This window comes from Sporosarcina sp. Y1004 (assembly GCF_057669665.1).
Window position 1 is genome coordinate 134,164 of the sequence record NZ_JBYHFQ010000007.1, and the last position, 25,754, is coordinate 159,917.

A 25,754-nucleotide genomic window follows, 5' to 3' on the forward strand; every position below is an offset into this window, starting at 1 on the left:
TTTGTCACCTGCCTTCTTTAAGAATATTCTATCAAATGGAATGTGTGTTCGTCTAGTGATATCACTTTATAACGAAAAAAAGAAAGCCAATTCATCCCACGACTGAAGTCACGGGTGTTCTCGGCTTAATCCATAAAATAAAAGGACTGTCGTAGAAAGTCAGTTTATACTAACTTTCTGTGACAGCCCTTTTTTTAAAAATGCATTTACGCCGGACTCCTTATGTCTTTCCCGTTACAAGTTTTCAGGGGTACGGATGACGAGTACATCACATTTTGCGGAACGTACAATGTTTTCAGAAACACTACCAATCATGAAGCGTTCAACTGCATTTAGACCCGTGGCACCACAGATAATTAGATCTGCACCCAGTTTTTCCGGAAGATCTTTTGAAATCTTTTTTTTGGGTGAGCCATTTTCGACAATCACATTAACGTTTTGCACGCCTGCTTGAACAGCTTCCGCTTTGTATTTGTTTAGCAATTCCACCGCGGATTTATGTGCGCTCTCAGCGATAGAACGGTCATAAGCCTCAACAGAAGAATACGATAGTGTATCGATGATGTTGACCAAATTCAATGTGGCATCGTTTCGGTCAGCAATTGCCACCGCCTTTTTGAAAGCTAATTCTGACTCTTTTGACCCATCTACTGCGACAATTATTTGCTTGTATATCAATGTCATAGATTTTCACTCCATTCCTTGTTTAAGTATACTACTTCTTTTCCTTCCAAATAACAAAAAAATCATTATCTTTCGACAAAATTATAAGAGATACCTAAAATTATGCTTTTACTCTTCCATATTAAGTTTTACCTTCGATTCATTGAATAATGGAGCACCCGCCTTTTTCCCGCGATAGTTCACGAAGTAAATACTTAAACCTACTAGCAACAAGCCTGCGATTAGTGGGTACGTTACCGGTTCATCTAGAAACACCGTTCCCATGAGGACTGCAATAATGGGTACCAGAAATGTGAAAGTACCGACTTTGCTCGCCTCTCCCGCATTAATCAGCTTATAATAAATGACATATGACAGGGGTATGCCGAAAGTCGCACCGTATCCGAGGCCAAAAAGGTACTTACCATTCCATTCAATGGCAGACCAGCTTTCAACGATTGATCCGGTACCTATTAGAATAAACCCTCCAATAATACACTGCAAAGCCACCATCCAGAAAGCATCTACCTCGTTGCTCACTTTCTTCACATAAACCACACCCAGTGCCCAGCTAATTGCCGTAAGCAATCCTAAAGCAACACCTATGATTGAAAGTTGTACGGTTAATCCATTGACACTGACGACTACAATTCCAAGAAACCCAATGACTAAACCGATTATTTTAACCGGTGACATATGTTCTCCCAGCCAAATCCAAGCAAATAATCCAAGTAGAACTGGCTGAAAAAAGACAAGGACTGATAATAGGCCACCCGGCATATAGACGAGCCCGACTGTCTGAAACCCATAAAAGAGAATCGTATTGAAGAATGCCGAAATACAATATTTCGACCAATTTTCACGCCAGTTGATCTTGCTTCGCATTTTATAGATGAAGGCTGCTAATATAAAGCCTCCTAACACTGCACGCATACCCGCAAACAATAATGGAGGTGTATAAGGTATTGCTAATTTATAGATTGGCCAACTAGCACCCCAAACGAAGACTAAAAATAGAAGTGCACCTGTCGATTTTGTAAAGAGCTTACCCAATTGCGTATCTTCCCTTCAATAGTTGAACAGTAACAACTCTATATTTCAGATTATGCTTGAACTATGCTCCTAGCAATAGATTCTAGCTTATTCCACTATACACCAAAGAAGAATATTCGACGTATTCAATGATTCTCGATTTCGAATAGCTCGAACCTTATCTTCGCCGTCGGAAATGAACTGCACAACTGTTGGCACTAACCGCGAGGCCATAACATAACAGAAACACCAATTATGCAAATCACGGCTCCAATCCAATCATATGTATCCGGCATCTTTTTATCGATTCCCCATCCCCAAAGTACAGACAGCACAATGAATACACCGCCATAAGCCGCATACACCCTGCCAAATGTCGGGAAGTGTTGGAAAGTAGCAATCACACCGTACATAGCCAAGACAAGTCCACCGACAAGTCCCAAATATGCCGGCTTCCCCTCCCTTAACCACTGCCAAATGAGATAGCCTCCACCAATTTCAGCGAGACCCGCAAACAAAAAAAGCAGTATTACTGTAATCAAAATAACATCACCTTTTCGTAATCTAAAAAACCTGACGCTTTTAACTTGTTCATCTAAGTCTCTTTGATTTATTTTTTAATAGACAAAATTCAAGTCATCTACTGTTTGAAACTTTTTAGTCGTTTGAATTTCAACTTTCCTGCTAACAAAATGACTCATTGGATCTTGTTTCAATAGCTCTTCTTCAGTCATATGCTGGTTTTTAGATAATTTAGGAACATATAGACGATCTACGATTACTTTTTTTATTGGTAATTGGACCTTCTGAATCTCTTGGATAGCTATCAATAATCTTTCTCTATCCTCTAAACTATCATATCGAAACTTTTCATTACGATTAGTAGATTGTTCAAATGGATATAAAATAAAGGAATAAGCATCACATCTATCATACCTTGTCATTTCATAACATTTTAAAGCATATTTCATATCCCTGTCTGTCTTAAAGCCTTGTTCTTCAATTAGAGTCAGAAGTGGTTCAATCAATGCAAAATCATTTTCAAATAAATAGGATGCAAAAATATCAACATTGTTTTTCACTAGTTTATTCCTTACATTTTCAGCATTTTTATAAGTCTCATTTAAGTTCAAGAGTACCCCCCCAACTGAAATGGTTCGCATATCATAAGAAACTTTTATAACCTCTTTTTGAAGCTCTTCTAACACGGGTAAAGCCTTGTAAATTAATTGAAATGCATCTGGATCCCGAAATGATAAATTCTCAGGTAAATCCATATAAAATGCAGGATCTTCTTCAGAATCCCCAAATGAACTATTTCGAAACCCATATGCTTTTAATTCATTCAAAGTTGTTGAATTTTCCCGAGTTTCATTCAAGTCAAATCTATTCTTTTGTTTTTGATAATTATCTTTAGAAATATGACCGGCTACATTAATGTGAATAACAAAATCGATTGGTTCTTTTTCTATTGTACGAACATGGGCTTCGGAAAACTCTAGACCCCCAAAACTTGACGGTATACGCCCCTCATTGCTTACAACTTCGATTGGTACATCATACTTTTCCTCCACATATTTAATCAAATCATCATTCGAATAACCAGAGTAATCTTTGGCTTCCTTGGTAACCCAAAAGCCAATTGCTAACACTAGACCCAGTATAAGAAAAAGTATCGCTATTACAATACCTATAATCCACAGGATTACCTTTTTCATATGTGATTACCCCTTATCTAAGAAATTAAGTTTCTGTAAAATTGAGTATATTTATATTGTACCATCATCCCCACCATAGCATTGTAAAGTGAAAACAAAAGGATGGACTAGTGCGGGAAAGTTACGATTACCTCTTATAATTTCTATAGAATAAAAAAAAAGCCGCTTTCTAACTAGAGCGGCTCACTAATTTAAATTGTGATTGGAGAAACTTTTTAATATCACTACTTTTTATAAACTAGATGTTGCATGAGAGTTTCGAGTGGTCCATTCATATGGAACCTTTCTAAAATGGTGGCAATGACTAGGGCTAATATCCAAATAATAATAGCAATTAGTGTAACATCCGTGTTATTTAATATACCTCCAAAGTTCAATACTGCGGGAGATAATAGGATGACTAGCACTGCTTCATTGAAAACAAAAAATGTGAGCGATCGTTTTCCTAATGCAGTCAATGAATAGGTTATCAAGCCAGGCGTTTTAATTTGAACACCGATAAGACCAAATAATGCTGCATATCCTATCCCTCCTGCAATCCCTGTAATGATTTGAATTCCATTACTAATTCCAGCTACAAAGAGAGTTGGTTGCCATACTTCATCGATCAATACTAATGGCAAAGCCCCAAGAATAGAAACTAAAATTCCAGCTACAGCTATTATTTTCAAACTGCTCATATGCCGCTCCGACGCCGTCAACAGCTGTTTTCTTCCACATAAAGCGATTCGTCAATTTCCCCTGGAAAATCGGGAAGTCCTAAAGGCTCTCATCCGGATCTTTATCTACCCAAGGATATTGATACTGATAAAATGCTTCACGAACAGAATCCAAATTCGCTTTAACTACTTCTCTATATAATTCACTGCTATTTTCTCCAAGAATAACTAACTGCTTATTTTCCATATAAATTGCTGAAATGTCTTTTTTCTCAATGGCTTTTACCTTATCTCCTAATTTTAATTGTACGTTTTGATAGGAAATCGTAATTTCAACACGCTCGCCAAAAATAATAGCTGCCAACAATACGCCAACAAACATTCCAATAACAGTAGCCACAATCGAAACCCGGAGGCTGTTAAGTGATGCTATTAACGAGATTAACTTCTCGATTGGAACCATTGGAAGCGTTAGTACCCAATCTGCAATAACAGGGACAAACCAACCAACCAATCCAGCCATTGCCATATGGAAGAATACAATAAGTGCTTTTTCGAACTTACTGAATCCAAGAACAGTTTCGTTATCTGTCAAATTCGATTCCCTCCTTTCCTTAACTGTTGCAGAGAATACTAATAAACCAAATGGTTGCCTTATTTAATTATTTTCCACACGCTGTTATCAATTCATCATATAAACTTGCTGGAAAAGTCATTATCTATTATGCCCGACATGAGTATAAGCTTTGAAAGTGGCAAATTTGTTTCTATATTAGGAGATTCTGGTTCGGGAAAACTAAAATGGTTAATTTAAATTATTGTTTATTTCCTTTTTTCGCAAAGAAAAACTTTTTAAAAAAGTAATATATAATAAATCCTGATAGAATGATGATTCCAGTTGCATATTCATTAAAACCTTGTGACAACAATCCGGCCTGAATAAGAGTATAAACAAAGAATATAATAATATTTCCTAATGCTGTTGCGATTGTAAAATACAAGAGTCGAATATTACTTACACCTGAAACGGCGTTAATGATACTTGTAGGAGCAAAAGGAAATATCCTTGCCCCAAATACATACCATAGTCCACTCCGTTCTACCTTACTAATAATGGCCGAATTAACTTTTTTCAACACCAAATCTTGGAGGACGTATCGAATACTTAGAAATACGATGATTGCACAGAGAATACTAGTTAATATGCTCCACACGATACCTAATTGAAAACCAAAAAGAGTATTATTTATCAAAATGACGAGGAAAAGTGGAATTACAGGAAACGCATTATGAACCAACATAATCATTAAGGTGATGAACAGAGTGAAAGCTATATGATCATCTAATATAGAAGTGATGGACTGAATGTTTCCGGAGATAATGCTTTGAAATAAATCGGTATTTACATTAACGAAGAACAAGACTATAAATACGAGAAAAATAACTGCCGCTTTTTTCCCTTTGTTCAATAAGCTCACCCTTCCTTGAAAACAATGGTTAACTTGATATTCATCCTAGTGTTAATCCACCATATAAAATGTTACTCCAACAATAAAAGAAATCGTTGATTACGGTCACTTGACCTTACCACTTGTGACATCTATTTTACCAGTCCACGCCAAGGAATTCGCCACGCACCGCCAAATAAATTTACCAGTTCAGATCAATAAGGTGAAGGCTTAGTTAGGTGCAGAAATTTTGTATTTCCATCGTAGTGAGCGACGGTCATGGTACAATGTGGTAAACAGTCATTGTGTAGTAGGAGGCATGGAACATGGAGCAAGAAAAAGACAAAGTTAGTGTTAAAAGTGCGGCTACTTGGTTTTGGAAATGGTTTTTAAATAATAAAGTTGTAACAATATTACTGGTCTCATTATTGCTTTTGCTAAACGTCCTTGTATTTTCTAAAATCACGTATGTATTTAATCCAATCAAAGGATTTTTCAGTGTGATTGGATTACCCATTTTGATGGCGGGTATTTTATTTTATTTGGTAAATCCTTTGATTGATTGGATGGAGAAAAAGAAAATCCCACGTGTTGCTGGAATCGCGATTGTCTTTATGATTATTATCGGTTTGGTTGTGTGGGGAATTATCATACTAATTCCAATTATACGTGAACAGACAATGAGTCTAATTGAAAACTGGCCGAATTATTGGGACAACGTCATTGCTCAATTCGATAATTTATTGAGAAGTAATATATTTTCCCAATTACAGGTTCAATTAACCGATGTAAATCAAAGCATTATAAAATCTATTTCTGAGCAAGCAAACAGTGTCGTGAATTCAACCTTTTCCGGAATTGGTAGTGTGCTAGGAACAATGACCAATATTGTAATCGCACTTATTACAATGCCAATAATTTTGTTCTTTCTATTAAAAGATGGTCGAAATTTACCTTACTATACAATGAAACTCATTCCTACGAGAATGCGATTAAGTACGTATAACTTATTAAAAGAAATCAATTCGCAAATTAGTCAGTATATCCGTGGCCAGTTATTGGTAGCATTTTTTGTTGCACTCATGTTCTGGATTGGGTTTGCAATTATTGGTCTTGAATATGCAGTATTACTAGCGATATTGGCTGGGGTATTAAATTTAGTGCCCTATTTAGGTTCTTTTCTGGCAATTATTCCAATCTTAATCATCGCATTAGTGACTTCACCTGCGATGCTTGTTAAAGTGATTATTGTTTTTGCCATTGAACAAACACTTGAAGGACGGCTAATACAACCATTAATTTTAGGCAGTAATTTAAAAATACATCCAGTAACCATTATTGTAGTCTTGCTGACGGCTGGAAAATTATTTGGTATTCCTGGAGTGATTCTTGGAATTCCAGCGTATGCCGTAATGAAAGTGATTTTTGAGCATCTGTTTAAACGGTACCAGACATATTCAGGTTTATATGAGCAGGACTATAATCCCGCCCCTAAACCAAGCACACCTATTGGGAAAAGAAAAAAATGAGTGTCTGTGCAGGATGCTATACAGATAACATATTATTTATTCATGCGAAAATTCTTTTCCATAAATGAATTACATCCCTAATCTCAAAGGATTTAATGGAAAATTTGAGATTGGGGATTTTTGCGTTTTTTTGAAATGCAAAAATAATACAGAGAACTGATCAAGGTATTTAGTATGTAAATGGTAAAAATACATATTATGTATTAATTTCCTCTAATTTAAAACAGTATCTATCCGAAGCTATCGTTAATCAAGATAATTTGTTTATTTCGTACACCAGGTACCAAAAGTTATTAAAGTAACTACTTACCCTTTATTCTAATCGCCCTATGCGGATAATCAATTATTAGTTGAATGTTTATTATTGTAGGTTTTTTATACTTGCACTTTTTTTCTTAGAATGCATAGTCTATATAGATTCGAGTTTAATATGCAATGGGGGTAAAAGAATGATCAACTTTCAATCTTTTAATGGGATCGTAACAAAGATTAGTGATTTTCCGATTGGGCAAAACGCTGAAAGTGCTGGTTGTTATAAAATATTTTCTGTAGATAATGGATACGGAAATGAAGTGAATTTTGTAGTGTCACCCACAACATATTTTGTAGATCATGTCATGGTTGTAGTTGGTGACCGAATAACTGGATTTTATGATGCAAACGCACCAGTGCCCCTTATCTATCCTCCACAATATCGAGCACTTGTTATGGCAAAGGATAATCCATTTCAAGATGTGAAAGTAGACTATTTTAACAGCCAATTCGTGAGTAGTGATGGCAGTTTAAAATTAAATATTGCTCCAAATACGCTAATTTTATTAGAAAATGGGCAAACCTTTATCGGAAGTGTTGCAAACCGAAATCTAATTGTCGTCTATGGTGCAACCACCAGAAGTATACCAGCCCAAACCACACCCTACAAAATTATTGTCATGTGCTAGTTATTTTAAAAGTATGCGCCAAATAACGCCCACCTGTTTTTCAAATAGTGGTACCTGTGTGACACAACGGTAAACAATTCACATACCTGAATATATACGAAAAAAGATCAGACATACGCCATTTTGTCTGATTATCATTCTGTTTTTATACAGTTTTAGTGAATTACCAGAGAAGTTTCACAGGTACCTAAAACTTAAATTTCCTTCTTAAAAGAAGCTAGAGATAGGTGTTCTGTTACTCTTGTTTCTTCTGTCTTTAAAAATCCATTCTTCAAATAGAAGGTTACTGCTGGTGCATTTTCGGATCCAGTTGACACTATTATTGTTTCAAAGCCTTCCATATTGCTTTCGATGAAATCCAATAACATCTTGGCAATTCCTTTTCTAAAATGGTTAGGGTGCACCATTAACCGATGTATATCAATTACACCTTTTTTTATTTTTATAGAAATAACCCCGCATAACTCTTCATTTAAATAACAGCCATAGAAAGTCTCTCCACATTCCTGCAACATGTTCACTGTGTCTTTTAATGGCGGTATTCCATAAAAATTAATTATTTTAGCTTCTACCTTGTATGAGGGTATTTGAATGTTTAATACTTCTTTAGCAAGTTCAGGATAAGTAATATCAATTTTTTTAATCAAATTTATCCTCCGTTTTCTTATCTTATTTAATTAAGAGTAATTTAGTTTAACATAATAGAGGTACCTTTCAGACACAAAGAAGGACGATTCACATATTCCAGCAATTATAAAAAAATGCAGAAAAATCGCGTTGGTATTGATTTATTTTTTATTATTAAAAAGTTATTTTATATTTACTGAATAGTTCCGCGCACAGGTATTTAAAATTTTGGAAGAAGAAATGAATGACTTGAAAAATAAGGTTCATAGCTTTTTAGACAAACAAATTAAAAAGAAGCCGACAATTTGTTATCTAGTCGACTTTCTCCTTTTCCTTTATGCAATAGTTGCCTATTGTCTGGATAGTATGTGACTAAAGTACTTCAAGTAATCAATTCGCCTGCATACCGCCATCCACATTATACAGTGACCCTGTCACAAATGATGCGTTTTCAGATGCTAGGAACAAGACAACTTGTGCGACTTCTTTCGGAGCGCCAAATCGCCCGACAGGAATTCCTTGTCTGATGGCTTCACCTGAAGTTTCTGGTTCACCAGGTGTAATGTTGTTCTGAATGTCAGCCAGCATTTGCGTATCTATTGCTGCTGGCGCAACGGCATTCACACGAATACCGCTTGCAGCCGCTTCTAGTGCCGCAGTTTTCGTTAACCCCGCTACTGCGTGCTTCGAGGCTATATATCCGGCCATACCAGCTGAACCTATGTAAGCCGCGTTAGATGCAGTATTGATGATGCTACCATATCCTTGCGTTTCCATTTGCCGGATGACATGCTTTAACCCTAGAAATACACCCGTTACATTTATATTTAAAATCATCTCAAATTTGTCTTTTTCTAAGTCTTTGATTGGCGTAAAGGGTCCATTGATTCCTGCATTATTGAAAAAAACATCAATTTTTCCATACGCCTCAACCGTTTGTTTTACATAGTTTTTCACGTCTTCTTCATCTGTTACATCGGCTTGTATAACTTGTATATTATTGCTATCACCTTTCAATGAAGACTTTGTGCTTTTTAAGGCCTCTTCATTAATATCTACCAAAACTACTTTAGCACCATTGTCTATAAATAACCAATAACCATTTATCAGCCTAATTCAATGTTTTTTGATTCAACACAAATAACAAATGCTTTTCGATATCATAAAAACAGGAAAAAGCATTGTAAATGCTTTTTCCTGTTTTTTAGTGTACGGGCATATAATTCCTAGGATTAGGGAGTCCCACCTCGCCGATTAACTTTTAGGTGTGATAAACTCTTCATCATTCCCAAGTTTATATTCAACATTTAGGAGTTTCCCTTTAAATTCGAATTCACCTTGATCCGCATATTCTTGACTAACTGGATAGGCTGAGTCTTTTCCAACGTCTAGGCCTTCAAATGTCATTTTATAGGTCTGCGTTTCTTCTAAATTGGTTTCTCCGACTTTTTTATCATCAATGTACAATGTACCTTTACCCTTATGTGGACCTGTCTTATCGAATTTGTAAGTCACTACGGAGTCACCGATTGGTACATCAATATTAGATGTAATTTTATATTCTCTACCGCCTAATATATATTCATACAACAATTTATTATTTTTAATATAAATTGTATAACCGGCTTCGATGCCGCCATGTGCTAAAAGAACACCATCTTCTTCGCTGTTATTACGTTCAATTGGAATATTTATTTCATAGGAACGGTTAATAATCGGTGCGGCTGCTGAGTCAGTTAACCTGCTCATTCCTCTATAATACGTAAAATGATTTTTTGCTCTCAACGTATCATCTGGAATAGATAAAAACCCTTCTATAAAGATATCAGTGAGTGGTAGTGCTCCATACTTTTCCGCCTCATCTAACCACAATTTTTGTAATTCTTCCAATTTATCGGGATTTTCTTTTGCAATATCCACTGTTTCAGAAAAATCCTCGACAACATTATACAAAGACCATTGATCCTCTTCAAACGTTTTCCCTTTTGTATGACTTGCTACTGCTTTCCATCCATCATGATAGATAGCCCTTTGACCTGACACTTCAAAATACTGCGTCTCTCTCCCTTTAGCTTTGGGATTTGCAAATGTCTCTTTAAAACTTTCTCCAGAATATGCCATTTGTTTTACTCCATCTATTTCTTTCGGAGGCGTGATTCCTAATATGTCAAATACAGTTGGTGTAATATCATTTACGTTAACGTATTGTGATCTGATAGAACCTGAGTCTTTTATTAACTTCGGATAATGGATAATTAATGGTGAATGGGTTCCTCCCTCAAAAGCAGTGTTTTTATATGCTCTAAAAGGTGTGTTACTCACTTGCGCCCATCCCTTAGGATAGTCCATTCCTGTTTGATCATTACCAAAATTTTCGTAATGCTTGTCTACTTCTTCAATTGTTTCCCCCTGGCCGTTAAAGGCTAGAGTTCTACTAGACGAACCGTTATCTCCTCCGCCTCCACTGGCTCCGTTGTCCGATATTAATACAATCATTGTATCTTCCAATTGATTAAGGTTACGCAGATTATCTACTAATTTTCCGATTTGTTCATCCGTATGTGTTAAGAAACCAGCGTACGTTTGTTGAAACCTGATGTAGTTCTTTTTCTCTACTTCAGTTAATTCATCCCAAGGTTTTATCCCTTCATTGCTAGACGATAATTTTGTATCTTTCGGAATAATGCCCAACTCTTTTTGTTCTTTAAAACGTTCTTCCCTAATTTTATCCCAACCCTTGTCATATACACCTTCATACATATCTATATACTTTTCTGGTACTTGATGCGGAGAATGTTGCGCACCGAACGTCAGATACAAGAAAAAGTTTTTGTCTGGATGAATACTTGTATGATTGGTGATGTACCTATTCGAATTCTCAACGATCGCTTCTGAAAAATGATACTCCTCATCATTAGGTGAAGGTATCTGGGTATTATCTATCGTTAAATCTGGTCTATATTGGTCTGATGAATCCTCTATAAAGCCATAATATTGGTCAAATCCTTTTTGAAGTGGCCAATAATCATAAGGACCCGCAGGAGTTGTTTGATCTGTTGGAGCTAAATGCCATTTTCCGGTTGCAAAAGTATTATAATCATTCTCCCCTAACACTTCCGCAATTGTTCCAGCTTCTGGTTTAATCGCTCCCCGCTTATTCGGAAATTCCGGTCCCATGTCGAAATTGGTAACTGTTCCAACACCAACTTCGTGTGAATTTCTTCCTGTCAGTAGCGATGCTCTCGTCGGTGAACAAAGTGGTGTAACATGGGCATTGTTATACCTTAGACCATTTTCAGCGAGCCCATCCATAACCGGGGTTTTTATTTCAGATCCATAACTTCCTAGATCTGAAAAACCTGTATCATCCAACACGATATAAATGACGTTTGAATCAGTTACTACAGATTCCCTTTTTGGGGTTTCAATCTTTTTCTCTGATGAACAAGCACCTAATACAAATGCTGAAGCCATTAGAGCTGCTGTCCCAAACACACTTAACTTATTAATATAATTAGAAAAAATCCTCTTATTCTCCATATTTCTTCCCCCTTTTATCCTCACAACAATTGTATTAATTTTACGGATTCATTCATTTTTCATTCACGACTAACCTCTAGTAATCACCTAGCAGCTTTTAGGATAATTTTACTAAACTGCAACGAGAACGGAACATTGTATCCCAAATCAGTAAAACTTCTCTGTAATCCCACTAATGGTCTTCTTAGACATCAACAACGCAGCGAAATCCAATATTCCCAGTTGAACTATCTGGCGTATTCGAAGTTCGTGCAGCCACACGATAGCGATTACAATAAGATTGATGACATAAATAGGAACCACCACGCATAATTCGCATGTCGCCTGTTTTCGGCCCTTTAGGGTTTTTACGACCTCCACGATTATGAATGTTTGTACTAAACCAGTCTGAACACCACTCCCACACATTTCCAGAAATATTATATAACCCATATCCGTTTGTTGGAAATGACTTAGCTGGTGCTGTACCAGCATACCCATCCTCCTTATTGTTTATTTTAGGGAAACTCCCCTGCCAAATATTACATTGGTGAATTCCACCAGGAGTTAACTCATCACCCCATGGATACTTTTTTTGCTCCAATCCTCCGCGAGCGGCAAATTCCCACTCTGTTTCGGTAGGTAAACGTTTACCAGACCATTTACAGTACACTTGCGAATCATTCCATGAAATATGTATTACTGGGTGATCTAGGCGGTCATCTATCGTGGAATCAGGACCCTCGGGATTTTTCCAAGAAGCCCCCTCTACAACCATCCACCATGGTGTTTGTTGTACTTTCTGCGCCACTTTTGCAGCAGTTTCAGAACTCAACAACTGATAAAAGACAAATGACCATCCAAATTTCTCGGCCTCCGTAATATACCCTGTTGCAGCTACAAAAGATTTGAAGTCAGCATTTGTTACAGCACATTCATCCATATAAAAGGAACTAACAGATACTTTTCGAATTGGCCCCTCTCCGTCTAAAGGAAAGCCCTCTTTATCGTTTGTTCCCATGAGAAAACTTCCTCCAGGTATATAAACCATATTCTCCCTTGAATATTTCTTTCCGGTTAACTTCGGGTCCAATTTAAAGTCTTTTTCTAGTTTCAAATCATCATCCTTGAAATTCAAACGACTTGCAGCACAGCATTGCGAATTTTCATTTTGTACCATTACCTACGCCTCCTACCTATTACAAAATCTACTTTAGAACTAATTATCATTATCAAAAAAATGAAAGTGCTTACATATAAAAGCACATTAATCTGTACGAATAGCGTACACTAGTCTACCATTCGTACATTTTGATTATATCAAAATAAATAACCATGTCAATGTGATTGGTAGAAATTACAACAACTCAGAACTTTAAAAAGGAAAGAACGCTAATTTCAGCGTTCTTTCCTTTTTGTAGTGTGCCCAGCATGGGCGTAGTCTATACGGTGCAAGTCCCGAACTGTGAAGGCAGAAGTAATTGTAGTGAATTAGCAGAGGAGTTTCACGCACAGCGTACCAAAAACTTACTTCTTAGTGGGGGGTAAAAGTGGTTGTAATGATGTTAGTCATTGCGCTGTTTATAGCGTTAGGAATTGTATTTAACAACGGAAAAGGCTCCTTCTTAATCGCAGGGTATAATACAATGCCCCCAGAGGAAAAGGAAAAATATGATGAAGTTGCCTTTGCAGGTTTATGGGGAAAATGATGTTTTCTTTGTCATTTAGTATGTTGTTTTGGTTACTCAGTGAAGCACTTGAAATTAGTTGGTTATTCTACTTTGGTCTGGTCTTATTTCTTGGCAAAGTTGCATTTATGATTATATATTAATACGGGAAACCGATTTAAAAAGTAAATTATTTATCAATCTAACTGCAGATAAATAGTGGAACAATATTAAAATTACAAGTCAACTAACGGGCGTGATTACAGAACACTATGCAACCGTCTTTTTACTAGGCAGATCTGAATAGTTCTTTAAAAATTGGATGTAAATAAATACAGAACCCAGCAAACTTCACATGAGAAGTTTACTGGGTTTTAAGGTTAGATGTGCAAAATAGTACATAAATGAGGTACCTGTGTCAGACACATAGTGCCGCGCCTTGGTACCTAATATAATCGTACCGGACAGCAGATTTTCCTACAAGAATAAACTCTCTAAAGATCTGAGAGTCATATAGAGTCTATCACCCTCTTACGCTTTCTTGAAATAACCTTGTACAATTTGTATATGTTTTTTCATCAGCGAGCTTGCAGTTTTAGCATCCCGCTCATTAAGGGCCGTCATTATTTTCCGATGGTATTCCAATGAATCTTCCCTGACACTCTGAGCAAGTGAAGTTTCTTTATGTGTCCCTAACGTGCTTTGAATCTTTAATACTAGATTGCTAATCGAATTATACATATCAATCATGACAACATTATTTGATGCGGCTGCAATTCTTTCGTGAAACATCATATTAGATTCCACGTAATTTTCTTGATTATTTTCCACACACGCAGCTTCCATTACGTCAATGGTCTGTTGAATAACCATTAAATCCTCTTCTGTTGCTCGATTAGCAGCTAAAAAAGCCAGCTCTTTTTCAAGAATCCAACGCGCCTCGAAAATATCTTCCCATTCTGCTTCTGAAAAATAGAATTGGTAAACGAGAGATTCTGTAAAGGACTCATTGAAATTGGAGGAAATGAATGTACCTTTCTGTGACCTAACGATTAGTCCCAATGACTCTAAAACTTTCAAAGACTCTCTCAATGAGGTTCTGCCAACCTGAAACAAGTCCATCAACTCTCTTTCAGGTTGCAACCGATCACCTGTTTTTAATTTCCCTGATAAAAACAAGTCTTTAATTTGGTTTACAATATCATCACCTACATTGAGACGCTTCACTGGTTCTATCATGGAACTTCCCCTTTTTTAGTTTACTGTGTTTCTACCCATTTACCGTACTGCTCCTGCTAAACGATTTGTCCTTCACTTTGTAGAGGATGAATATCATCACCGAAAGGGAAATAAGTGTCGCAAACAGTCCGATATAGATGCTTTTCGTGAATCCAAGTGTTATATACCCAATAATCGATACTACACTAGAGATCATTGCATATGGCATTTGTGTCATGAGATGATCTATTGGATGGACACCTCCCCCAATAGAAGCAAGAATGGTTGTATCAGATAGCGGAGAGCTATGTTCGCCGAAGATACAGCCAGCAAGAACAGCTCCGAAAACAGGAACCAAGTAAGTTATATCAATAATCGAAACAATTTCCGCACCAATCGGCAACATCAAACCAAATGTTCCGAAAGTACTTCCCATCGAAAAAGACATAAAAGCAGATATGGCGAAGAATATCATCGGGAACCATGCAAGTGACATGTTGCCATCAATAAGAGATGCCAAGTACTGTCCTATACCTAGCTGAGAGATTACCTGAGCTGTCATTAAAGCCATAAAAAGAATAGTAACACTCGGCAAAACTGCCTTCATTCCAGAACCGACTGCTTTTGTTATGATTCCAATAGCAACTTTACGTTGTAACAAGCGAATAATGCTTACCGCTATTGCTACAAATGAACTGTATACTAGAGCCTTAATAACATCCGTGTTCATCAGAATCTGTAGAGGTGTAATTTTACCTTCAATGTTAGAAACCCCGATATACACAGAGATAATGATGGTCAATATGACCAGCGTCAGCACAGGTAGGAGGAGATCAATCATCTTTCCGCCTTCTTTAACTGGTAGTGAGCTTTCTTCCTCTCCTGCAACAGCTCCTCTAGAGGTATCGAATAGAATTCCTTCCTCTGTTGCACGTTTTTCATCCCGCTTCATTTGACCAATGTTTAATTTAAAATAAGCAACCGCTATAACGAGTAAAATAGTTGTCAATGCGTAATAGTTCGTTGGGATTGTTAATAAATACACTTGAAATCCTTCATATTGCGTGATGCTATTATCAACTAAGATTGTTCCAATTAGTGCAGCTATGAATCCTGCCCACGCAGAAAACGGTAGCATAATAATGACTGGAGCTGAGGTCGAGTGCAGCATATAAGCGAGTTTAGACCTGGAAATTCGATGCCTATCTGTGATTGGTCGAACTAAACTTCCGCGGAATAAACAGCTGAAAGCATCGTCAAAGAAACATAAAAACCCTAAAAAAATTGCGGCCATCTTTGCTTGGAAGGGTGTTTTCACTTTCGTTATAGCCCATTCAGCAAATGAGTGTACACCGCCAGATATATAGATTAATGTATTCAATGCACCGACCAATAAAACGAAGAGAAAGATATTCCCTTCACCTAATACCGACAGCACGATGTCATATATGGAGGAAACGGTACCTATAATATTCCATTGATTCGCCATTAATGCCCCTAATACTACCCCTACCCCTAAGGATAATAAAATCCTTTTCGTAATGATTGTTAATGCAATCGTAATTACTGGTGGCAAAAGAGATAATATTGTACCTTCCATTGCAACTCTCCTTTTGTATTTGATTGCAAATCATCTACTATATAATTCAACCCTATTTTCAATCGGAAAGCGCTTTCATTTAACTCTTTGATTTTAGTCTTGTAAGCCTTTACTTTTCACCCACTAACATATTCTCCAACGCACCAAGACCTTCCACTTCACAGACCACTATGTCTCCAGGCTTCAACCAGTCCTTTTCTTCCATCCCTAAAATAACCCCTTCAGGAGTACCAGTAAAAATTAGATCTCCTGGTTCAAGCGTCATGATTTTGGAGAGATCACTAATGATATCTGCTACGGAAAAAATCATATCCGCAGTATTGGAATTTTGTCTTTCCTCTCCATTTACCCACAACTTTAAGTTCAAGTTTTGTGGATTCTGCACCTCATCCGCTGTAACAACATATGGACCAAAAGGCGCAAATCCGTCGTGTGCTTTTCCATAAAGCCATTGACTACTCCGAGTTTGAAGTTCCCTCACGGAAAAATCGTTCCCAGTCGAATATCCAAATACATAATCCAATGCCTCTTCTTTGGACACATTACTAGCCTTTTTCGAGATAACTACAACCAACTCTACTTCATAGTCAACCTCTTTCACAAAGTCCGATATTACGGTGTCTTCTTTGTGACCAGCAAGACTATTTGCGAATTTTGCAAAGTAAATCGGTTGTTCAGGAATTGGCATACCCCCTTCTTTTGCATGTTTTTCATAGTTCAATCCAACAAAAATTAGTTTTTCAGGCTTATTTAACGGAGGTGCATATTGCAGTTCTTCATCGGGTATCATGACTGGCGAGTAGGATAGAATCGAATTCACATTTTGAAACCCTACCTCTCCTTGGCTGATTAGCTCTTGAAGGTCTTTAGGTGAAGATAGCCCTTCTTTTGCTGCTGTCGCCGCAACATCGACTATTCCACTCTCTGTTTTAACACCTAATTTAACCTCACCAGAAGAAATAAAAGATAGCAATTTCAATGAAAATCATCCTCCAATTTTTAGGTTTTCTATATTCTTAAAGTACTTGTTAAACGTGTTACCTGACATACCTATCAAATTCCCACCTCAGAATTACAATCATGGTCGTATGGTCTGACCACGATTGTATTGCTATTGTACTCAGACAACCTATCAAATATTACCGTCTATTAATAATTATTTAGAAAGTTCATTGATAGAATTGGTTTTTATTCTAGAATGGAAAATAACTACAAAAAAACAGGTTATGAAATGATTTCATAACCTGTAAACTTATATATTTTCACGTGGACTTGATAATTATATTAAAATTCGTGATCAAGCGGTTGTAAATCAATGTGAAGGTTTACTATTTAAATAACCTCTATTAAAAGAGGGACCTAAAATTAAATCTCTCCATCATTTTACAATTTAATTATAAAACTCCTAGGTAACTGCTTATGTATTATTCTAAATCCTTGAATAATCTATATTAAGTAGCTGTAAAGCCACCAAAAGGAGGTTTTTGATATGCAACATCGAGGAAATGGAAGATTTCGTTTTTGTGTTTTCCCAGGTTATAACTGGTGTGGACCTGGTTATAATGGGCCTGGTGCTCCCATAAATGATGTAGATGCGATGTGTAAAACACATGACGAATGTTATCGAAGAGGCAGTAATCCATGTGAATGTGACCAAGAATTTCTTAAGCGCCTGCACTCTAAAATAGATCCATACACCAAACAAGGGAGACATGCCCGTCTGCTCTATAATTATATGAAATTACAAGCTCGTTTCAATTGCAACTTTTATAGATAGTGGCGGTACAGAGCCCAATTGAAAAGATACCTTATTCTAAATCAATTCAGAGTTGATTTAGAATAAGGTATCTTTTTTAACGGTTCACTTTCCTTGTCCTGCAACAACAAGGAAAGATGCAGTTCAATCCTTCCCCCTGTAGGCCTCAAGCTCGATTTAAAATCTGGACGCAATTACGCCAAGGCGTAATTAATCAAGAAAATATATTGTCTCGATTAAATTGACACATCAATTGATAAAAACTCTGACAGTGCCTGTTCACGCTTGTCGAGCATAATTTGTTCCGGCTGGATGCCCTGCTCACGCAGTACTTTAATGTTCTGCACGAGGAATTCATCGCTGCCGACAACATAGAAGAGTCCATTCTTGTCCGCAGTAAGATTCTTCACTTCTTCATAGTAGTCTTTCCGGTTATCGACGAACTGTGATGTGAATTTCTTTTCAGGTGCGGATTCAAAAATATTAGTGAATAAGAACTCTTTTGATGAGTCGATGTTTAGTGAATGAATTTGATTGACGTTGTCAGCACGTTCGAAATATTCAAGTACAAGCGGTCTGAAAGTTGCCAGGCCGACACCTGAGGACAGTAGGTAAACATTTTTGTTTTCTCTTTTAAGCGGTACATTCGAATGCGTTTTAAATATTGCAACTTCATTACCGACCTCAAGATTTCTTAAAACCGTTTTAAACTCAGAGCACTGCTCTCTGATGCGTGTTGTGATACCGATTGAATTTTCGTGCGGTAAAGTGGAGATTGACATGTGACGAATCAGGCCGCGGTTTGGTTTATCACCGGCATTAAAACCTTCCAGTGCGAAGTGGGTGTGGGAACCTTCTTCCCATGTAAAGTCTTTCGGACAGGCGAGCAGGTACGTTTTAACCTCGGGCGTTTCTTCAATAATCTTATTTATTTTAGTCCAGTATATTTGCATTATATATTCTCCTTGCTCAATTATATTTATCTGATACTCATCTAGTATACAATTAGTGATAACAATTCTCAATTAAATGAACCTTATATAATAGGGGTGCCAAATCTTAGTCCAGAATGGCTCCCTTACTTATACCTACTTAATATTTCTTCTGGAATATGACAATAATCATTTGGAAATCTAGCTAATCTATCTTGATGTTCTTCTGCACTTCTCACATAGTTTGTAAGAGGTAATACTTCAACAACGATTTGGTCATAATCATTTCTCTCTCTAAGAAACGACTTCGCCACTATTAAGTGTTCAGGCTCTTCACTATATACGCCTGTTCTGTATTTCTCGCCAACATCCTGTCCTTGTTTATTCAAACTGTAAGGATCAATGATTTCAAATAAATACCCCATTAATTCCCTGATCGTTACAACTGTCGGATCAAATCCTGTTTTTACACATTCGGCGTACCCATCATAATCACCCTCAAGTGTATGACTTGTTCCATTAGCTCTTCCGGCTTCTGTAAACATAACGCCAGGTAAATTTTTTATAAAATCTTGTACTCCCCATAAACATCCACCCGCAAAATATAAGACTTCCAAATTGACTCTCCTCCTTGTTTAATAAACCGGCTTGCCCCAGACCTATTCCCGGAGGATCATCTGGTCATCTTCCACTTTTGGTCCCCTCTCAAGAAACTTAAAAGAGGTACTTTGTCAGATATAAAGACGAACAATTCATACATTTAATTAATCATACAAAAAATAAAGGAAAATTGCATAGATATTAATTCGCTTTGTATTTACTGAATATTCCCGCTCACTTGTAACTAAAATAATCCTTTTACTTATTATGGCCCTCTGGTTCACAATCGCTGGCTCAATTCATCTGCAACATTCAATGCCCCCTACGCTCTTACGAGTAACAAATCGAGCTCCCGGTTTCAAATATCTTTATAGAGTCGGTACGGATCAACTTTACGTTTGCAAATCGCACACTTAGAACTAAAAAAAACTAAATATGAAAACACCTCTTCTTTAAACTTTGATGAATACCCAAGTACGTTAGTATATTTCAATCACCATATAATTGTTAGTAACTATTCAAAATAGGTACTGCTTCAGACAAAAAGACGTAAAATTCACACATTCAAGTATTTATCAAATAGTAATGAAAAATCATATTGCATTGATTTACTATGAATTATTATTGAATTGGGTTATATTTACTGAATAGTCCCAATCATAGGAACCTATAATTTAAGTCCATTACAAATTACAAGAAGCCTATGTATATTACAAAAGAAAGCGAGGGAATTATATGTAAACTTGTTTGTATTGTGAGAAGATAGTGATAATTGGACAACAGAGAAAGTGGTCCCTCACTTGTGGGAATCTAATTGAGAATTTAAATTGATTGTTCTAATTCTCCATCTCGTATGAATGAGAATGTATTTCCCTTTAAGGAATTAATTAAGGTCAGTACTTGAATTGTTTTTTTCTATACAAACCCTTTAACATCAACACCTACAGCAATTTTCGTTATATTTTTTCATTATATTTAACTGAATTTCGTTAAATCTTCTCAGCTAAAATCTATCAATATAATTATTCTTATGCTACAATTATTATCGTATAAGAAACATTACAATCTAGGGGGTAATTGAATGTCAGAAAATCAAACTAACAACAAATTGACAACTGCAGCGGGCGCGCCTGTAGGAGATAATCAAAACTCGCAATCGGCTGGACCACGTGGACCACTATTATTACAAGATGTCTGGTTACTAGAAAAACTAGCAAACTTTAATAGAGAAGTAATTCCTGAGCGTCGTATGCATGCAAAAGGATCAGGTGCTTATGGGAAATTTACTGTAACACATGATATTACTCAATATACTTCCGCAGCACTTTTCTCTGAAATCGGAAAAGAAACAGAAATGTTCGTTCGTTTCTCAACGGTAGCTGGTGAGCGTGGGGCTGCAGATGCAGAACGAGATATCCGTGGATTCTCTATGCGCTTCTACACAGAACAAGGAAACTGGGATTTAGTTGGTAACAATACGCCAGTATTCTTCTTCCGTGATCCACTTCAATTCCCTGATTTAAATCATGCCATTAAACGTGATCCACGTACTGGTATGCGTAGCGCTAATAACAACTGGGATTTCTGGACATCATTACCGGAAGCACTTCACCAAGTAACTATTGTGATGAGTGATCGTGGTTTACCAAGCTCATATCGTAAAATGCACGGTTTCGGTAGTCATACATTCAGTATGATCAATGCAAATAACGAACGTGTTTGGGTTAAATTCCATATGCGCTCTCAACAAGGTATTGAAAACTTCACTGACCAAGAAGCAGTTGAAGTTGTAGGAGTAGACCGTGAGAGTTCTCAACGTGACCTATACGATAATATCGAAAAAGGCGACTTCCCTAAATGGAAAATGTATATTCAGGTTATGACGGAAGAACAAGCAAATAATATGCCTTACAACCCATTTGACTTAACCAAAGTTTGGTATAAAAAAGACTTCCCGCTTATTGAAGTTGGAGAATGGGAACTTAACCGTAACCCTGAAAACTATTTCGCTGAAGTGGAACAAGCCGCTTTTGCACCGTCTAATGTTGTACCTGGAATTAGCTTCTCTCCAGACAAGATGTTACAAGGTCGTTTATTCTCATATGCAGATGCACAACGTTACCGTTTAGGTGTAAACCATCAGCAAATTCCGGTCAATACACCAAAATGCCCGGTACACTCTTTCCATAGAGATGGTGCTATGCGTGTAGATGGTAACCATGGTGGAACATTACCTTATGAGCCAAATAGTTATGGACAATGGAAAGAACAACCTCAATACAAAGATCCGCATTTAGCACTTCAAGGAGATGCTGGTGTTTGGGATTTCCGCGAAGATGATGATAACTATTATGAACAACCAGGAAAATTATTCAATCTGATGACTCCTGAAAAACAACAAGTATTGTTTGAAAACACTGCACGTAACATGGATGGCGTTGAAGAATTCATTAAAGTTCGCCACATCATTCATTGCTATAAAGCAGATCCTGCTTACGGACAAGGACTAGCAGAAGCAATGGAAATTCCTTGGGGCTATATCGAGGCTGCAATGGCTTAACAAATAGAGATGATTCTAAACAGGTAGTCAACAGGTTTAGCATCCCCTCTTAATACTTTTAACATTGAGTGGCGGTCGTAACAGATGTTACGACTAGCCACTTTTTTGATTACTTAAAATAGGATGTGTCAGACACAATGACGAACAATTGACGTTTTTAATTGTTTATATAAATAGAGAATAAAAGTCGCATAGGCGTTTTTATTATTATTGAATTAAACTGTATTTACTGAACAGTTTTTCGCGCAGATACTAAAAAACTGCTTACGCCCTCCTTCGCTTTCATAGCTACCGATATGCTGGCTAACCGCTTGGTTAAACTCTGTTGGCTTATCTACGTTAGATAAGTGTCCTGTGCGCTGGAATACGACTAATCTTGCATTCTGAATAGCATAATACATTAAATATGAGTTATAGATTGGCGTCATTTTGTCCTCAGATGAGCCGATAATTGTCGTAGGAACTTTTATGTTGAATAAGTCTAAATAATAATTCCTGCCAAAAGAAGATTGAGCTGATGATAAATAAGTATCTTTTCTAATTAGGAAAGAATCCTTGACTAAGCTTATCTTCATTTCATCTTTATCATCGTATATGCAAGTTTTTAGCAATTCATTAATTTGTTCAGGTTGACCATCTAAGCCTAATAACTTCTTTGTTCTACTCAGTGCGAGATTGCCCACTAAGCTTGGTATATAGAAAAGTGTATTGCTTAATATTAGTGATTTAACTCTGCTTTTATACCGTTTGTGGATTTCTTGGGCTACGAGTCCGCCTAATGAAAGTCCGCATATATGCACTTTTTCTATTTTTAAGTGGTTTAACACCCTAATAATATCCGCTGCAAACCGCTCTACTGTTAAATTTTGCGTTTCAACTGAATCTCCATGACCTCTTAATTCGATAATAATCAGTCTGTGATTAGCGCTTAAAGACAATTGCGGATTCCATGCTTCTCTTCTACTTCCCAATCCATGAATTAATAAGAGTTCTTCACCTTCCCCTACATCTGTATAATTTAACATGCTCTACACCTCATCGTTTGTATTTTTACACACGTTACTATAATTTAAAATCCGTGGAAGTCAGCAGCAGCCATTTCCCAACTCGATTTCCTAAACAACGCCGAACTGCGGCATATATAGTAACTCCGAAGTAATCCCTTCGCAGCCATCTCGGCCCTTAAACACCCCGACTAGTTCTCTCCCTTGCTTATATGCGAAACCGACGCCGATTAATAACGATGCATCCTTTAGAATTCAATTAGTTTTTTTACGTCCTTCCTCTTCGGCAATTCGAGTTCGCATTTGCCGTCTCCATCTGCCGTTCTGTCCGTTTCATCCGCTTGCGTAATTGCGATAGCTACCACCAATTAACGCCCGACAAGTTGCGCCGTTGTAATACATCCTCGCCAGAAATACTAACGTATATGCGGACGAGGACTTCGTACCAGCCCATTTCTTCATATTAACGACTAAAAACTGCTTGCAGATATAACAAACTTGTAGAGCTTGACATTAAAATAAACACAAAAAAGGCCATTAGCTATAAGGCAATGACCTTTTAATGATAAAGAGATACCTGCTCCAGACAAAAAACGAGCAATTCAAATATTCATGTAATTAGACAAAAAGTAAAGAAATTCGCATAGGCAATGATTTACTTTCTATTATTATAGAATTGTATTTACTGAATAGTTCCGCGCACAGTTATCTAATACTAATGAAAATTAGAAAATACCTTTCCCGAACCAATCCGATAAAGCTTTCCAGTCGTGGAATCAAAGATGGCTAGCAATCATTTAACATTTCGAATACATAATTCAGTATAATAGGTTATGAGTCATTTTTTTACTGCTCCATAATCCCTTTCCACGTAAATCGAAAAGAAAGTTGGGACAAACGATGATGAATGCAGACATACCTTTTTTGAACAAAGAGGCGGGAGAAAAAGCTGCCGCTTACATAGCAACGTTAACAAAGCCCCTGGGAAGTTTGGGCAGACTGGAAGAAATCGCAATTAGTCTTGCAGAAATGACTGAGAATTTAACTCTTGAAATTACACCTCCAGGCATTATCGTATTTGCTGCCGATCATGGTGTTGTAAAAGAAGGTGTTTCCGCTTTTCCTCAAGAAGTGACGAACCAAATGGTTACAAACATTATGAATGGCGGAGCAGCCATCAATGTATTTGGTAGACAAATAGGCGCAAAGCTCAAAGTCGTCGACGTAGGAGTAGCGGGAGATATAACAGAAGAGCAAGTTGTTCATAAAAAAGTTCGCCAGGGTACCGGCAGCTTCCTCACTGAATTGGCAATGACACGAGAAGAAGCAGAAAAAGCGGTTCTCATCGGTTATGAAGAGGGGATTCGATTTATTGAAAACGGGGTCAAATGTCTGATTATCGGTGAAGTCGGTATCGGCAACACGACAACCTGCAGTGCTATTCTCGCATCGATTACAGGCGTGGACCCCGCTACACTTGTCGGGTATGGAACGGGTATTTCCACTGAACAACATGAACGGAAAATAGCGGTTGTTCGTGATGCAATCAGCTTGCATCAGCCCAACCCAACAGATGCCATTGATATACTGTCAAAAGTGGGTGGACTTGAAATAGCTGCAATGGCAGGAGCGATGATTGCAGCTGCAGAAAAGCGGATTCCTATTCTTCTTGATGGTTTTATCTGCACAGTGTCCGCTTGCCTTGCTGAACTGATTGCTCCGACAGTAGTGGATTATATGATTTTATCGCATCATTCAGCAGAAATCGGATATACAATAGCTTCCAAACATTTACGAAAAGAACCACTTATCCAGCTGAATATGCGTCTCGGCGAGGGGACCGGTGCGGCCGTTGCTTTTCCGATTTTACAGTCCGCTGTCAATATGATAAATGAGATGGCTACATTCGCTAATTCGGGCATATCAGGCAAAGAAGTTCTTGAAACTACGGTAAAAACATAAAAATCCACTTACTCGTATATCGCCTTTACAACACGACACAAAGGTGGATGATTGTTCCAAAAAAACATCGAAAACGCCAAGTTCTCTTAGAACTTGACGTTTTCGATTGTCGATATGTTGTTTTTTCAATTCGAAGATTACAGTTTCACAACACGATCTATATCAAAAATCATTAAACATACTCATTTATAATTAAATAAGTTCTAGGCGCCTGTGCACAACAAAAAAACCGATTCCGGAATGAAATCCCGTAATTGGTTCTGAATTTAAATTTAAATGGCGGTCCCGACCGGGATCGAACCGGCGATCTCCTGCGTGA

At 37.2% G+C, this 25,754-nt stretch carries 23 protein-coding genes; 6 read left to right on the plus strand and 17 right to left on the minus strand.

All coding sequences use genetic code 11. The features are described 5' to 3' along the window. Positions 1-234: 234 nt before the first annotated feature. From AC25Y6_RS07455 to AC25Y6_RS07485, 7 genes are all read right to left on the minus strand, one after another. Positions 235-684 carry a universal stress protein gene (locus AC25Y6_RS07455; RefSeq protein WP_488142535.1) on the minus strand — a complete coding sequence of 150 codons (450 nt, stop codon included), beginning with the start codon at positions 682-684 and terminating at the stop codon, positions 235-237. Positions 685-792: 108 nt separating this feature from the next. After that, entirely contained in the window at positions 793-1,716 is a 924-nt protein-coding gene (locus AC25Y6_RS07460) for a DMT family transporter (RefSeq protein ID WP_488142536.1), read from the minus strand. Between the two features lie 197 nt (positions 1,717-1,913). Next, positions 1,914-2,237 carry a YnfA family protein gene (locus tag AC25Y6_RS07465; RefSeq protein ID WP_482104612.1) on the minus strand — a complete coding sequence of 108 codons (324 nt, stop codon included), beginning with the start codon at positions 2,235-2,237 and terminating at the stop codon, positions 1,914-1,916. A 75-nt stretch (positions 2,238-2,312) separates the two neighbouring features. Continuing rightward, entirely contained in the window at positions 2,313-3,413 is a 1,101-nt protein-coding gene (locus AC25Y6_RS07470) for a hypothetical protein (RefSeq protein ID WP_488142537.1), read from the minus strand. 224 nt (positions 3,414-3,637) lie between these two features. After that, the gene (locus AC25Y6_RS07475; protein ID WP_488142563.1) at positions 3,638-4,141 is read right to left on the minus strand and encodes a DUF418 domain-containing protein; all 504 of its coding nucleotides are present in this window, start codon (positions 4,139-4,141) and stop codon (positions 3,638-3,640) included. Between the two features lie 31 nt (positions 4,142-4,172). Next, complete coding sequence (locus AC25Y6_RS07480; protein WP_488142538.1) at positions 4,173-4,667, minus strand: YqeB family protein; 495 nt, start codon at positions 4,665-4,667, stop codon at positions 4,173-4,175. A gap of 220 nt (positions 4,668-4,887) precedes the next feature. Continuing rightward, positions 4,888-5,541 carry a TVP38/TMEM64 family protein gene (locus AC25Y6_RS07485; protein ID WP_488142539.1) on the minus strand — a complete coding sequence of 218 codons (654 nt, stop codon included), beginning with the start codon at positions 5,539-5,541 and terminating at the stop codon, positions 4,888-4,890. A gap of 305 nt (positions 5,542-5,846) precedes the next feature. On the opposite strand from AC25Y6_RS07485, the gene AC25Y6_RS07490 reads away from it, so the two are divergent. Further along, a complete protein-coding gene (locus AC25Y6_RS07490) occupies positions 5,847-7,049 on the plus strand; it encodes an AI-2E family transporter (RefSeq protein ID WP_488142540.1) in 1,203 nt (400 codons plus the stop codon). Between the two features lie 449 nt (positions 7,050-7,498). After that, positions 7,499-7,990: a hypothetical protein gene (locus AC25Y6_RS07495; RefSeq protein ID WP_488142541.1), complete on the plus strand. Its 492-nt coding sequence runs from the start codon at positions 7,499-7,501 to the stop codon at positions 7,988-7,990. Positions 7,991-8,184: 194 nt separating this feature from the next. Here the strand turns inward: AC25Y6_RS07495 and AC25Y6_RS07500 are convergent, their stop codons facing one another. The 4 genes from AC25Y6_RS07500 to AC25Y6_RS07515 form a co-directional block, all read right to left on the minus strand. Then, on the minus strand, positions 8,185-8,637 hold the full coding sequence (locus AC25Y6_RS07500; protein ID WP_488142542.1) for a GNAT family N-acetyltransferase: 453 nt from the start codon (positions 8,635-8,637) through the stop codon (positions 8,185-8,187). Positions 8,638-9,007: 370 nt separating this feature from the next. Then, positions 9,008-9,733 carry an SDR family NAD(P)-dependent oxidoreductase gene (locus AC25Y6_RS07505; protein ID WP_488142564.1) on the minus strand — a complete coding sequence of 242 codons (726 nt, stop codon included), beginning with the start codon at positions 9,731-9,733 and terminating at the stop codon, positions 9,008-9,010. 138 nt (positions 9,734-9,871) lie between these two features. Continuing rightward, positions 9,872-12,157 (minus strand): arylsulfatase, encoded by a 2,286-nt coding sequence (locus AC25Y6_RS07510; protein WP_488142543.1) that lies wholly within the window; start codon positions 12,155-12,157, stop codon positions 9,872-9,874. A 184-nt stretch (positions 12,158-12,341) separates the two neighbouring features. Further along, positions 12,342-13,316: a formylglycine-generating enzyme family protein gene (locus AC25Y6_RS07515; RefSeq protein ID WP_488142544.1), complete on the minus strand. Its 975-nt coding sequence runs from the start codon at positions 13,314-13,316 to the stop codon at positions 12,342-12,344. Positions 13,317-13,695: 379 nt separating this feature from the next. Here AC25Y6_RS07515 and AC25Y6_RS07520 point away from each other — a divergent pair, with 379 nt between their 5' ends. Next, positions 13,696-13,845 (plus strand): DUF3784 domain-containing protein, encoded by a 150-nt coding sequence (locus AC25Y6_RS07520; RefSeq protein WP_488142565.1) that lies wholly within the window; start codon positions 13,696-13,698, stop codon positions 13,843-13,845. Positions 13,846-14,334: 489 nt separating this feature from the next. Here the strand turns inward: AC25Y6_RS07520 and AC25Y6_RS07525 are convergent, their stop codons facing one another. The 3 genes from AC25Y6_RS07525 to AC25Y6_RS07535 form a co-directional block, all read right to left on the minus strand. Further along, positions 14,335-15,042, minus strand: coding sequence for a FadR/GntR family transcriptional regulator (locus AC25Y6_RS07525; protein ID WP_488142545.1), 708 nt, complete (start codon positions 15,040-15,042; stop codon positions 14,335-14,337). A 31-nt stretch (positions 15,043-15,073) separates the two neighbouring features. Beyond that, a complete protein-coding gene (locus tag AC25Y6_RS07530) occupies positions 15,074-16,621 on the minus strand; it encodes a Na+/H+ antiporter NhaC family protein (protein WP_488142546.1) in 1,548 nt (515 codons plus the stop codon). Between the two features lie 109 nt (positions 16,622-16,730). After that, complete coding sequence (locus AC25Y6_RS07535; protein ID WP_488142547.1) at positions 16,731-17,600, minus strand: fumarylacetoacetate hydrolase family protein; 870 nt, start codon at positions 17,598-17,600, stop codon at positions 16,731-16,733. A gap of 510 nt (positions 17,601-18,110) precedes the next feature. Between AC25Y6_RS07535 and AC25Y6_RS07540 the strand changes: the two genes are divergently transcribed. Then, entirely contained in the window at positions 18,111-18,398 is a 288-nt protein-coding gene (locus AC25Y6_RS07540) for a phospholipase (protein WP_488142548.1), read from the plus strand. Between the two features lie 215 nt (positions 18,399-18,613). Here the strand turns inward: AC25Y6_RS07540 and AC25Y6_RS07545 are convergent, their stop codons facing one another. Both AC25Y6_RS07545 and AC25Y6_RS07550 read right to left on the minus strand, forming a co-directional pair. Further along, the gene (locus AC25Y6_RS07545) at positions 18,614-19,330 is read right to left on the minus strand and encodes a dihydropteridine reductase (protein ID WP_488142549.1); all 717 of its coding nucleotides are present in this window, start codon (positions 19,328-19,330) and stop codon (positions 18,614-18,616) included. Positions 19,331-19,455: 125 nt separating this feature from the next. Then, positions 19,456-19,926: a peptide-methionine (S)-S-oxide reductase gene (locus tag AC25Y6_RS07550; protein ID WP_488142550.1), complete on the minus strand. Its 471-nt coding sequence runs from the start codon at positions 19,924-19,926 to the stop codon at positions 19,456-19,458. A 1,064-nt stretch (positions 19,927-20,990) separates the two neighbouring features. Between AC25Y6_RS07550 and AC25Y6_RS07555 the strand changes: the two genes are divergently transcribed. Then, the gene (locus AC25Y6_RS07555) at positions 20,991-22,469 is read left to right on the plus strand and encodes a catalase (protein ID WP_488142551.1); all 1,479 of its coding nucleotides are present in this window, start codon (positions 20,991-20,993) and stop codon (positions 22,467-22,469) included. A gap of 215 nt (positions 22,470-22,684) precedes the next feature. Here the strand turns inward: AC25Y6_RS07555 and AC25Y6_RS07560 are convergent, their stop codons facing one another. After that, positions 22,685-23,494 (minus strand): alpha/beta fold hydrolase, encoded by an 810-nt coding sequence (locus AC25Y6_RS07560; protein ID WP_488142552.1) that lies wholly within the window; start codon positions 23,492-23,494, stop codon positions 22,685-22,687. An 879-nt stretch (positions 23,495-24,373) separates the two neighbouring features. Between AC25Y6_RS07560 and cobT the strand changes: the two genes are divergently transcribed. Beyond that, on the plus strand, positions 24,374-25,435 hold the full coding sequence (cobT, locus tag AC25Y6_RS07565; protein ID WP_488142553.1) for a nicotinate-nucleotide--dimethylbenzimidazole phosphoribosyltransferase: 1,062 nt from the start codon (positions 24,374-24,376) through the stop codon (positions 25,433-25,435). Positions 25,436-25,754 lie beyond the last annotated feature (319 nt).